Here is a 10,611-nt window from a genome sequence, read left to right as displayed (position 1 = left end):
CCCCCCCCCCCCCCCCCCCCCCCCCCCCCCCCCCCCCCCCCCCCCCCCCCCCCTTTTCAAGCAGAAGACGGCATACGCGATTTCCTGTACGGTCTCGTGGGCTCGGAGATGTGTATAAGAGACAGGTCCAACAGTTGCTGCGCGCGCAGGGCGCGGCCCCGGTGCTGCGCCTGCCGCTGCCGGCCGACGCCGCGCCCGAGGCCATCGCCGCCGCGGTGCGCGCCTGGCTGCAGGCCGAGGCGCGGCGCCTGTTCGTGCTGCGGCTGGACCACTTCGCGCCGCGCATGGGCGTGCGCTGGACGCGCCTGGCCCTCACCAGCGCGCGCGCCCGCTGGGGCAGCGCCAGCAGCACCGGCGCCATCCGCCTGCACTGGCGCCTGATGCACTTCCGCCCCGAGGTGGTGGACTACGTCGTGGTCCATGAACTGGCCCACCTGCGCCACATGGACCACAGCCCGCGCTTCTGGGCCGTGGTGGCGAGCGAGGTGCCGGACCACGTGGCGCTGCGGCGCGAGCTGCGGACCGAGGGCGCGCCGCACTCGTAATCTCCCCCAGGCTGCGCGCTTCGCGTCTTCGCCTCCCGCCTTGCAGGGGCAACGGGCTGTTTGCGGTTCAGTCGATTCTTGCCAGCACCTGTCCCAGTTCTTGCGCCTCGCCGGCTTGGGCCAGCAGGCGGATCTGGCCGCTGCGGTGGGCGCTGACCTGCATTTCCATCTTCATGGCTTCCATGACGGCGATCACGTCGCCCGCGGCCACGGTGTCGCCTTCGGCCACGTTCCAGGCCTGGAGCTTGCCGGCGATGGGCGAGAGCAGGGCGTTGTCGTCCACCGCGGGCGCGGCGCTCGGGGCCGCCATGGCGGCCCCGCCGCCCGCGGCCAGGCCCTGCAGCAGCAGGGTCGGCAGGCCCAGGGTGACGCGGCGGCCGTCGATCTCGATGGCGCAGCGCATCAGGCGCGCGTCGGGCAGGGGCTCGGCGCGCACGGCGGCGGCCAGCGGCTCGGCGAAGTCGGATTCGATCCAGCGCGTGTGCGCCTTGAAGCCCTCGCCGCCGATGAAGTCGGGGTGGTGCAACACGGCGCGGTGGAAGGGCAGCACGCTGGCCACGCCCTCGATGCGGAACTCGGCAAGCGCGCGGCGCGCGCGCGCCAGGGCCTGTTCGCGCGTGGCGCCGCTGACGATGAGCTTGGCCATCAGCGAATCGAAGCTGCCCGGCACCACCGAGCCCGCCTGCACGCCCGTATCCAGGCGCACGCCGGGGCCCGAGGGCGGATCGAAGCGCGCCACGGTGCCGGGCGTGGGCAGGAAGCCCCGGCCCACGTCCTCGGCGTTGATGCGGAACTCGATGGAGTGGCCCCGCGGTGCGGGCGTGTCGGTGATGGACAGCGGCAGGCCGTCGGCCACGCGCAGCTGCTCGACCACCAGGTCCACGCCCGTGGTCTGCTCGGTCACCGGGTGCTCGACCTGCAGGCGCGTGTTGACTTCGAGGAAGGAGATGGCGCCCGTCTGGCTCAACAGGAATTCCACCGTGCCCGCGCTGACGTAGCCGGCCGCCGCGCAGATGTCGCGTGCGGCGCTGTGGATGCGCTGGCGCTGCGCGTCGCTGAGGAACGGGGCCGGGGCCTCCTCGACCAGCTTCTGGTTGCGCCGCTGCAGCGAGCAGTCGCGCGTGCCCAGCACCACCACGTTGCCGTGGGTGTCGGCCAGCACCTGGGCCTCGATGTGGCGGGGCCGGTCGAGGAACTGCTCGACGAAGCACTCGCCGCGGCCGAAGGCGGTGACCGCCTCGCGCACGGCGGAGTGGTAGAGCTCCTCGACCTCGTCCATGCGCCAGGCGATCTTCATGCCGCGGCCACCGCCGCCGAAGGCCGCCTTGATGATGATCGGCAGGCCGTGCCGCTCGGCGAAGGCCAGGACTTCGCCGGCGTCCCGCACCGGGTCGGGCGTGCCGGCCACCAGCGGCGCGCCGACCTGCAGCGCGATCTTGCGCGCCTCGACCTTGTCGCCGAGCTGGGCGATGGTCTCGGGCGTGGGGCCGATCCAGCGCAGGCCGGCATCGAGCACGGCGCGCGCGAAGGCCTCGCTTTCCGAGAGGAAGCCATAGCCGGGGTGCACCGCATCGGCGCCGCTCTTTCGCGCGATGGCGATGAGCTTGGCGATGTTCAGGTAGGTGTCGGCCGGGCGCTCGCCCTCCAGGCCATGGGCTTCGTCTGCCATGCGCACGTGCAGGGCGTCGATGTCGGCGTCGGCATAGACGGCGACGGACCGCACGCCGTAATCGGCGCAGGCGCGGGCGATGCGCACGGCGATCTCGCCACGGTTGGCGATCAGGACTTTTTTCATGGAAGCCGCCTTACGGTGCAATGGGTGAAATCTCTTTGAAAGCGCGAATCGGCCGGAATCGAATCCAGGCCCCCACCGGGATCTGCCCGGCGAGGTCGAGGTGCTGCGGCGCCACGCAGCCGATCACGGGATAGCCGCCGGTCAGCGGATGGTCGGCCAGGAACAGCACCGGCTGGCCGCTGGCGGGCACCTGGATGGCGCCCAGGGGCGTGCCTTCGCTGGGCAGTTCGCCGGGCACGCAACGTTCGAGCGCCACCTCGCCGGCCAGGCGCAGGCCGACGCGGTTCGATTGCGGCGTGACCTGCCAGCGCTGCGACGCCAGCAGGGCCACCGCCTCGGGCGTGAACCAGTCGGTGCGCGGGCCCAGTTCCACGTCGAGCAGCACGTCCTGGCCGGCCACGGGCAGGGACTCGGGCGGCAGTTCGGGCGCGGACACCACGGCACAGCCCGCGGGGCGCACCGGCAGCATCTGGCCCACGGCCAGCGGCTCGGGGCCGACGTGGGCCAGCGTGTCGGTGGAGGCACTGCCGAGCACCGGCGCCACGGCGAAGCCGCCACGCACCGCCACATAGCAGCGCGCGCCGGCCACGGGCTGGCCTATGGACAACTGGTCGCCGTCGGCCAGGGCCACGGCCTGGTAGCGCGGCACGCTCCAGCGCCGGCCGGCCTGCGTGGTGACGGTGAGGGGCGCATCGGCGCCGGTGACGGCGACCACGGTCTCGCCCCGGCTTTGCAGCGCCAGCCCGCCGCCCACGGTTTCGAGCACCGGCCGGTCGCTGGCATTGCCGGCCAGGCGGTTCGCGGCCTTGAAGGCGGCCTGGTCCATGGCGCCGGAGGCCGAGACGCCCTGGCCGGCCTGGCCGTGGCGGCCCCGGTCCTGGAACAGGGTCATCAGGCCGGTGGCCTTCACCTGCAGCGCAGGGCCTTCATGCGGCTCGGCCGGCGCCACGGCCGGCGCGGGCGCGGCTTGCGCCGGCTCGATGCCGGCCGCATCGACGAAGCGCACGCGGTAGCCCGGCTGCAGCAGCGCCGGCAGTTCGCGCGACAGATCCCACATGCGGGCCGAGGTGCGGCCGATCAGTTGCCAACCGCCGGGGCTGGCCTGGGGATAGACGGCGCTGAACGTGCCGCCCAGCGCCACGGCGCCGGCCGGCACGCGCGTGCGCGGCGTGCTGCGGCGCGGCACGTTGAAGATCGGGTCGCCGCCGCCGAGGTAGGCGAAGCCGGGCGCGAAGCCCGTGAAGGCCACGGCGTACTCGCTGCCCGTGTGGCGGCGCACCACTTCCTCGGGCGTGATGCCCAGCAACTGCGCCACCTCGGCCAGGTCTTCACCGTCGTAGTGCACGGGGATCTCGACCAGCACCTGGCTGCGCTCGGCGCGCTGGCCCAGGTCGCGCGCGGCGATGCGGCGCACCAGTTCGGCCACGCCCACCTGGGTGGGCGCGAACTGCACGAGCACGGTGCGCGCGGCGGGCACCAGTTCCTGCACGCCCGCGATGGGCTCGCGCTGCAGCGAGCCCAGCAGGGCCAGGGTCTGGTCCAGGTCGGCCAGTTCCACCATCAGGGCCTGGCGGTGGACGGGGAGAAAACGCATCACGCGCCCTCAGCCCACGAAGGAGGAAATGCGCACGCCCTCCTGCTCGAAGCGCTGGCGCAGGTGGCGCGCGATGGCCACGGCGCCGGGGCTGTCGCCGTGCACGCAGATGGAGTCGGCGGCGATGCGCACGTCGCTGCCGTCCACGGCGCGCACCACGCCCTCGCGCACCAGGCTCAGCATGCGCTCGGCGATCTGGTCCACGTCGTGCAGCACGGCGCCGGGTTCGCGGCGCGAGACCAGCGCGCCCTCGGGCGTGTAGCCGCGGTCGGCGAAGGCCTCGGCCACCACGCTCAGGCCGGCCTCGCGCGCCCAGGCGATCAGCGGCGAGCCGGCCAGCGCCACCAGCACCAGGCCGGGGTCGGCGGCGCGGATGGCGTGGATCACGTCCTGCGCCTGGCGGCGGTCGTGGGCGATGGTGTTGTAGAGCGCGCCGTGCGGCTTGACGTAGCGCACGCGCGTGCCGGCGGCCTGTGCCAGGCCCTGCAGCGCGCCGATCTGGTAGATGATGCCGGCGACCAGGTCGCTGCTGGCCACGTCCATGTTGCGGCGGCCGAAGCCGATCAGGTCGGGGTAGGCCACATGCGCGCCGACCGTGACGCCGCGCGCCTGCGCCGCCCTGAGCGTCTCCAGGATGCCGGCCGGGTCGCCCGCGTGGAAGCCGCAGGCCACGTTGGCGCTGCTGACGACGTCCAGCATGGCCGCGTCGTCGCCCATGCGCCATGCGCCCAGGCTTTCGCCCAGGTCGCTGTTCAAGTCCATTTTCATCGTGCTCTCCTCGCCGGCCCGCTGCGTCAATGCAGCTGGCCGGCGGTTTCCTTCAGGTCTTGCGCCACGGTCAGGCAGGTTCTTATGGTTTCGCGCAGGGCCGCCACCTGGGTGGCCAGGGCCATGCTGGCCATGCCCGGGCGGCGCGCGGCCTGCTCGGGCAGCGCCGGCACGTGGATGAAACCGCCGCGCACGCCGGGCTCGCCCCTGCCCTGCGCCAGCCAGTGCATGAGCGCGAAGAAGACATGGTTGCAGACGAAGGTGCCCGCCGTGTTCGACACCGACGCCGGAATGCCCTGCGCGCGCAGGTTACGCACCACGGCCTTGATCGGCAGCGTGCTGAAGTAGGCCGCCGGAGCGCCCGCGATCACGGGCGTGTCCACCGGCTGGCGTGCCGCGTGGTCGGGGATGCGCGCATCGTCCATGTTGATGGCCACGCGCTCGGGCGTGAAGTCGATGCGCCCGCCGGCCAGGCCCAGGCCGATCACCAGCGTGGGACGCACCTGCTCCAGGGCCTGGTGCAACTGCTCGATAGCCGCGCCGAACACGCAGGGCAGCTGCACCGCATGCACCAGGGCGCCCGCGATGCGCTCGCCGTGCAGGGCGCGCGCCACTTCCCAGGAGGGGTTGACCGGGTCCTGCTCGAAGGGCTCGAAGCCGGTCACGAGGACGCGGGGGCCGGCGGGGTCGGTCGTCATCTCGTTCTCCTTCGCTCAGCGGAACATCAGGAAGTTCAGCAGGAACACGTTGGCCGTGAGCAGCGCCAGGGCGGTCGGCACCTGGGCGCGGATCACCGCGTTCTTGTCGAGTTCCAGCAGCGCCGCGGGCACCAGGTTGAAGTTGGCCGCCATGGGCGTGAGCAGCGTGCCGCAGTAGCCCGACAGCATGCCGATGGCCGCCATCACGGCCGGGTCGCCATGGTAGACGCCGACCAGGATCGGCACGCCCACGCCGCCGGTCATCACCGGGAAGGCCGCGAAGCCGTTGCCCATGACCACGGTGAACAGCGCCATGCCGATCACGTAGACCGCCACCGCCACGAAGCGGATGTCCATGTTGATGTAGGTGGTGGTCACATAGGCCACGGCCTTGCCCACGCCGGCGTCGGAGAACACCAGGCCCAGCATGCCCAGCATCTGCGGCAGCACCAGCGCCCAGCCCAGGGCGTCGGTCAGGCGGTGCGATTCGCGCAGCCCCTGGGCCGGCGTCTCGCGGGTCAGCCAGCAGGCCAGGCCCAGGGACAGCACGCAGCCCACGCCCAGGCTGACCAGGGTGGTGTTCTTGGGGTCGAGCAGGGGCGTGCCGCCGAAGACCAGATGCGAGGCGCCGAGCGTGCCGAGCATGGTGATCAGCGGAATCGCCAGCGCCGGCGCGAACAGCTTGTTGCCCAGGCGCCTGGCGCTTTCCAGGTACTGCGCATCGCTGCGCGGCGCATGGCGGCCGCTGCCCACGCCGCCGAAGCCGGCGATCAGCGCCATGGCCACGGCGATCACGCCCACGAGCACGGGCGGCAGTTCATGGCCCACCAGGAAGACCCCGGCATACAGCGCCCAGAACAGGCCGCTGGACCAGCGCCGGGGGTTGCTGGCGTCGCGCAGCGTCATCACGGCCGTGACGGCCAGCACGAAGCCGAGCAGGTAGTAGAGGTGTTGGATGGTCAGCGTCATGTTCAGGCTCCCTTGGCTTCGGCGGCGGCAACGGATTCGGCGCTGGCCTTGTAGTCGGCCAGTTCACGCTGCAGCGTGCGGTCCAGGCGGCGCAGGCGCCAGGCATGGATCACGAAGGCACAGATGGCCGTGGGAATGCCCCACAGCGCGACGTGGATCGGCTCGACCTCGATGCCGGCTTCCTTCAGGAAGGTGGTCATCAGCACGATGGCGCCGAAGGCCACGAAGATGTCCTCGCCGAAGAACAGGCCCACGTTGTCGGTGGCGGCCGAGTAGGCGCGCAGCTTGTCGCGCACCTTGGCGGGCAGGATGCCGAAGCGCGACTGCGTGGCCCCCTCGGCCATCGGCGCCAGCAGCGGCCGCACCATTTGCGGGTGCCCGCCCAGGCTGGTCAGGCCGACCGCGGCGGTGAGCTGGCGCGCGGCCAGGTAGACGATCAGCAGGCGGCCGGCGGTCGCCGACTTGATCGAGCTGATCCAGTGCTGCGCATGCTGGCGCAGGCCATGGCGCTCCAGCAGGCCGATCACCGCCAGCGGCAGCAGGATGATCAGCGGCAGGTTGCGGGTCTTGATGAAACCCGTGCCGATGGTGGCCAGCACCTTGTCGATCGGGAAACCCGCCGCCAGCGCCGTGCCGATGGCCGTGACGATCACGACCACCATGGGATTGAAGCGCAGCACGAAGCCCGCCACGATGATGGCCACGCCTATGAGCGGCCAGAGATTGACGTGAGTCAGCATAGGGATCCCCTTCGTCGAACGGCTGTGGCGAATGGCGATTTTGATCGCCATTTCGTCATATTTTGTTCAACAAAAATAGAAGTTTTTTGTACAAGAAACAATTGTTAAGAAGACAATATGAAGGTAGTAGTAGTACAAACCCGCATGTTTTGCCATACGCAAGCAGCGTGCCAGCCTGGTCCGGGTGCGGTGCGCATGCTGCCCTAGTCGTTGTGTCGCGCGGCCCCCGGTGGGCACCATAGTGGTGCGGCCGCAGCGTGGGCAGGCCGCAACGGGGTGCACTCTGGATCTGCTTTGCCCTACGCCATTGGCCGGCACGCCCTACACTGCGGGCTGGCCTTTGCAAGCAGCCCCGCCATGACCCGCAGCACCGAGACCCAGAACCTGACCGACCGCGTGACCGAGCAATTGCGCAGCAAGCTGATCGACGGCGCATGGGAGCCGGGGCAGAAGCTGTCGGAGGCCTCGCTCTGCGAAAGCCTGTCGATCTCGCGCAACACGCTGCGCGAAGCCTTCCGGCTGCTGACCAAGGAGGGCCTGCTGGTGCATGAACCGAACAAGGGCGTGTCGGTGGCCGAGCCCAGCATCGCCTCCATCATCGACATCTACCGCGTGCGCCGCATGCTCGAATGCCAGGCGCTGGCCAAGGCCTATCCCCTGCATCCGGCCCAGGCCCGCATGCGGCAGGCCGTGGTCTTGGCCCTGCAACTGCGCGATCAGGACAACTGGCCCGGCGTCGGCACGGCCAACATGGCGTTCCACCAGGCCATCGTCGAACTGGCCGACAGCGAACGGCTCAACGCCATGTTCTCGCACCTGCTGGCCGAGCTTCGTCTGGCCTTCGGGCTGTTGCGCGACCCGCACTTCCTGCACGCGCCGTATGTCGACATGAACCTGCAGATTCTCAAACTGTTCGAAGACGGCAGGCCGGCCGAAGCGGCCAAGGCGCTCGATGACTATCTGGTGCACTCCGAGCGCATCATTCTTGCCGCCTATGCGCGGCGGTTGGGGGGAAAGTGAACCACCCCCAGGCTGCGCGCTTCGCGTCTTCGCCTTCCCCCTCAAGGGGACACATCCTGCGGCCCGGCAAAGCCGGTTCCGCGGATGTCTGCGCATGGCCTGCTCCGCGGCCTTTTGTGCCTTTGGGTTTCATTCGCTGCGGGTGTTGCTGGAATGGGACCACTCCCAGGCTGCGCGCTTCGCGTCTTCGCCTTCCCCCTCAAGGGGACACATCCTGCGGCCCGGCAAAGCCGGTTCCGCGGATGTCTGCGCATGGCCTGCTCCGCGGCCGCCTGTGCCTTTGGGTTTCATTCGCTGCGGGTGTTGCGTAGCGCAGAGGCCGGTTCCGCGGATGTCCTGGCATGGCTTGCTCCGCAGCCTTTCGTTCCATGGAGAAATGACATGACGACTCCTGCTTCTTCCCCCCCCGCACCGGTACGCCCCGCCGAGGGCTATGCCGGCGACGTCACGCCGCAGCAGGCCTGGGACTGGGTGCAGTCCGGTCAGGCGGTGCTGGTGGACGTGCGCACCGATGCCGAGCGCGAATGGGTGGGCTTCGTGCCTGGCGCCGTGCCGCTGGCCTGGAAGCAGTGGCCCGGCATGGCGCTGAACCCGGCTTTCGACGCCGGCGTGCAGGCCGCCGCGCAGGGCCGCAAGGTGCTGCTGCTGTGCCGCAGCGGGGTGCGCTCCATTGCCGCGGCCCGGCGCGCGACCGAGCTGGGGCTGGAGGCCTACAACATCCTCGAGGGCTTCGAGGGGGATGCCGATGCCGACCGGCACCGCGGCAAGAAGGGCGGCTGGCGCTTCCACGGCCTGCCGTGGCAGCAGGGTTGACGCACGCCCAAGCCCGGGCGGCGCCTGCGCTCAGGCCGGCGTCCTGAAGCGCCAGATGCCGTCGGCGCCACGTTCGCGCCGCACCTGGCCGGCGAACCACAGGGCATGCAGGTGGGCGATGGCCTCGCCCATGGCGAAGCTGGTCTGGTGGGCGTCGAGCGTGCGCTGGAACAGCAGCGGCAGCACGTCGGCCGCGCATCGCGGCGCCGCGGTGCAGGCGCTCAGCAGCTCGGCCAGGCGTTCGCGGTGGTGCTGGTGCAGCTGGGCGATGCGCTCGTGCAGGCCCTCGAACGGCTTGCCGTGCGCGGGCAGCGTCAGGGTGTCGGCCGGCAGCTGGGCGAAGCGGTCGATGGAGCGCAGGAACAGCGTCAGCGCGTCGGCCTCGGGCTCGGCGTCGAACACGCTCACGTTGGTAGAGATGCGCGGCAGCATCATGTCGCCGCCCAGCAGCACGCCGGCTTCGGCCGAATGGAGCGCGATGTGCTCGGGCGCATGGCCGTAGCCCGCGATGCAGCGCCACTCGCGGCCGCCGATGCTGAGCGTGTCGCCGTCCATCAGGCGCCGGAAGCTCTGCGGCACCGCGGGCACCAGGCCCTTGTAGTAGTTGCGCCGGGTGCGGATCTTCTCCATCGCCTCGGGCGATGCCAGCCCGTGGGAGCGGAAGAATTCCGCCGCGCCCTCGCCGCCGAAGCCCGCGCCGTGCGAGCCCAGGCGGGCCGCGTAGTAGTCGGTGGCGCTGATCCACATGCGCACGTCCCAGCGCTCGCACAGCCAGTGCGCCAGTCCGATGTGGTCGGGGTGCATGTGGGTGACGATCACGCGCAGGATCGGCAGGCCGTCCAGGCCGCTTTCGAACACCTGCTCCCATTGCGCGCGCGATTCGGGCGTGTCGATGCAGCAGTCCACCACGCTCCAGCCGTCGCGGCCGTCCAGCGTGTCGCGCAGCAGCCAGAGGTTGATGTGGTTCAGCGCGAAGGGCAGGCCCATGCGGACCCAGCGGATGCCGGGCGCCACTTCCAGCGCGGTGCCGGGCGCCGGCAGCGTCTCGCCCATCGGGTAGTGCAGACGTTGTTCGAGTGCGTTCATGTGGGGGACGTGCGCCATGCCGGAGCGCTCCGGGTTGACGTTGACGTAAACGTAATATGTAATCCACCATTGTAGGGAAGGCAGCGATCGCCTGCTGTCGCCCTTGCACGGAGCCTTTCCTCACTGCCTCGATGTCCATCACCTACACCATCGGCGATCTTGCGCGCGAGTTCGACCTGACCACGCGCGCCATGCGCTTCTACGAGGACATGGGCCTGGTGCAGCCAGAGCGCCAGGGCCCGGGCGGCCGCACGCGGGTGTACTCGGCGCGCGACCGTGCGCGGCTCAAGCTCACGCTGCGCGCCAAGCGCCTGGGCCTGTCACTGGTGGAGGCCAAGGAACTGCTCGACATGTACGACAGCCCGCGCGACACGGCGCCGCAGTTGCGGCGCTTCCTGGCGGTGCTGGAGCAGCACCGTCGGCAGCTCGAGCAGCAGATGGCCGACCTGCAGGCCAATATCGAAGAGGTGCGCGCGCAGGAGCAAGAGGCGCGCGCCGTGCTCGCCCGCGCAGAGAAGCCGCCCGCGCGCAGGCGCTGACGCCCGCCGTGCCGCCCCCGAAACATCTTGTCGCTAACATCGAC

11 protein-coding genes are annotated in these 10,611 nt (G+C 70.7%); 4 read left to right on the top strand and 7 right to left on the bottom strand.

Annotated elements, in window-relative coordinates; translation table 11 throughout:
• The coding region (locus JHD63_RS01610; protein ID WP_198968911.1) for a M48 family metallopeptidase at positions 1-545 on the top strand (545 nt) is incomplete at its 5' end.
• Between the two features lie 67 nt (positions 546-612).
• On the opposite strand, the gene JHD63_RS01605 is transcribed toward JHD63_RS01610, so the two are convergent.
• Genes JHD63_RS01605 through JHD63_RS01580 form a run of 6 tightly spaced genes read right to left on the bottom strand, consistent with a single transcriptional unit; the run spans position 613 to position 7,109 of the window.
• On the bottom strand, positions 613-2,340 hold the full coding sequence (locus JHD63_RS01605) for an acetyl/propionyl/methylcrotonyl-CoA carboxylase subunit alpha (protein WP_198968910.1): 1,728 nt from the start codon (positions 2,338-2,340) through the stop codon (positions 613-615).
• 10 nt (positions 2,341-2,350) lie between these two features.
• Positions 2,351-3,934 (bottom strand): urea amidolyase family protein, encoded by a 1,584-nt coding sequence (locus JHD63_RS01600; protein ID WP_198968909.1) that lies wholly within the window; start codon positions 3,932-3,934, stop codon positions 2,351-2,353.
• 9 nt (positions 3,935-3,943) lie between these two features.
• Entirely contained in the window at positions 3,944-4,702 is a 759-nt protein-coding gene (locus tag JHD63_RS01595; protein ID WP_198968908.1) for a LamB/YcsF family protein, read from the bottom strand.
• A 26-nt stretch (positions 4,703-4,728) separates the two neighbouring features.
• Positions 4,729-5,400: a pyroglutamyl-peptidase I gene (gene pcp / locus JHD63_RS01590; protein ID WP_198968907.1), complete on the bottom strand. Its 672-nt coding sequence runs from the start codon at positions 5,398-5,400 to the stop codon at positions 4,729-4,731.
• Positions 5,401-5,415: 15 nt separating this feature from the next.
• Positions 5,416-6,369, bottom strand: a complete 954-nt coding sequence (locus JHD63_RS01585; RefSeq protein WP_198968906.1) for a DUF979 domain-containing protein — start codon at positions 6,367-6,369, stop codon at positions 5,416-5,418.
• Between the two features lie 2 nt (positions 6,370-6,371).
• A complete protein-coding gene (locus tag JHD63_RS01580) occupies positions 6,372-7,109 on the bottom strand; it encodes a DUF969 domain-containing protein (protein WP_198968905.1) in 738 nt (245 codons plus the stop codon).
• A gap of 357 nt (positions 7,110-7,466) precedes the next feature.
• Here JHD63_RS01580 and JHD63_RS01575 point away from each other — a divergent pair, with 357 nt between their 5' ends.
• Positions 7,467-8,129, top strand: coding sequence for a GntR family transcriptional regulator (locus JHD63_RS01575; RefSeq protein ID WP_198968904.1), 663 nt, complete (start codon positions 7,467-7,469; stop codon positions 8,127-8,129).
• 381 nt (positions 8,130-8,510) lie between these two features.
• Positions 8,511-8,942, top strand: a complete 432-nt coding sequence (locus JHD63_RS01570; protein WP_198968903.1) for a rhodanese-like domain-containing protein — start codon at positions 8,511-8,513, stop codon at positions 8,940-8,942.
• Between the two features lie 30 nt (positions 8,943-8,972).
• On the opposite strand, the gene JHD63_RS01565 is transcribed toward JHD63_RS01570, so the two are convergent.
• Positions 8,973-10,028, bottom strand: a complete 1,056-nt coding sequence (locus JHD63_RS01565; protein WP_198968915.1) for an MBL fold metallo-hydrolase — start codon at positions 10,026-10,028, stop codon at positions 8,973-8,975.
• Positions 10,029-10,159: 131 nt separating this feature from the next.
• Here JHD63_RS01565 and JHD63_RS01560 point away from each other — a divergent pair, with 131 nt between their 5' ends.
• Entirely contained in the window at positions 10,160-10,567 is a 408-nt protein-coding gene (locus JHD63_RS01560; protein WP_198968902.1) for a MerR family transcriptional regulator, read from the top strand.
• Positions 10,568-10,611: the final 44 nt, after the last annotated feature.

It is taken from the genome of Xylophilus sp. ASV27 (genome assembly GCF_016428875.1).
In the GTDB taxonomy this organism is placed as follows: Bacteria; Pseudomonadota; Gammaproteobacteria; order Burkholderiales; family Burkholderiaceae_C; genus Xylophilus.
The sequence above is the reverse complement of the archived record's forward strand: the minus strand, read 5'-3'. Positions and strand labels throughout refer to the sequence as shown.

Excerpts from the sequence above, each read along its gene's own strand:
- JHD63_RS01605 (WP_198968910.1), bottom strand. The coding sequence starts at position 2,340 with ATGAAAAAAGTCCTGATCGCCAACCGTGGCGAGATCGCCGTGCGCATC.
- JHD63_RS01600 (WP_198968909.1), bottom strand. The coding sequence starts at position 3,934 with ATGCGTTTTCTCCCCGTCCACCGCCAGGCCCTGATGGTGGAACTGGCC.
- JHD63_RS01595 (WP_198968908.1), bottom strand. The coding sequence starts at position 4,702 with ATGAAAATGGACTTGAACAGCGACCTGGGCGAAAGCCTGGGCGCATGG.
- pcp (WP_198968907.1), bottom strand. The coding sequence starts at position 5,400 with ATGACGACCGACCCCGCCGGCCCCCGCGTCCTCGTGACCGGCTTCGAG.
- JHD63_RS01585 (WP_198968906.1), bottom strand. The coding sequence starts at position 6,369 with ATGACGCTGACCATCCAACACCTCTACTACCTGCTCGGCTTCGTGCTG.
- JHD63_RS01580 (WP_198968905.1), bottom strand. The coding sequence starts at position 7,109 with ATGCTGACTCACGTCAATCTCTGGCCGCTCATAGGCGTGGCCATCATC.
- JHD63_RS01575 (WP_198968904.1), top strand. The coding sequence starts at position 7,467 with ATGACCCGCAGCACCGAGACCCAGAACCTGACCGACCGCGTGACCGAG.
- JHD63_RS01570 (WP_198968903.1), top strand. The coding sequence starts at position 8,511 with ATGACGACTCCTGCTTCTTCCCCCCCCGCACCGGTACGCCCCGCCGAG.
- JHD63_RS01565 (WP_198968915.1), bottom strand. The coding sequence starts at position 10,028 with ATGAACGCACTCGAACAACGTCTGCACTACCCGATGGGCGAGACGCTG.
- JHD63_RS01560 (WP_198968902.1), top strand. The coding sequence starts at position 10,160 with ATGTCCATCACCTACACCATCGGCGATCTTGCGCGCGAGTTCGACCTG.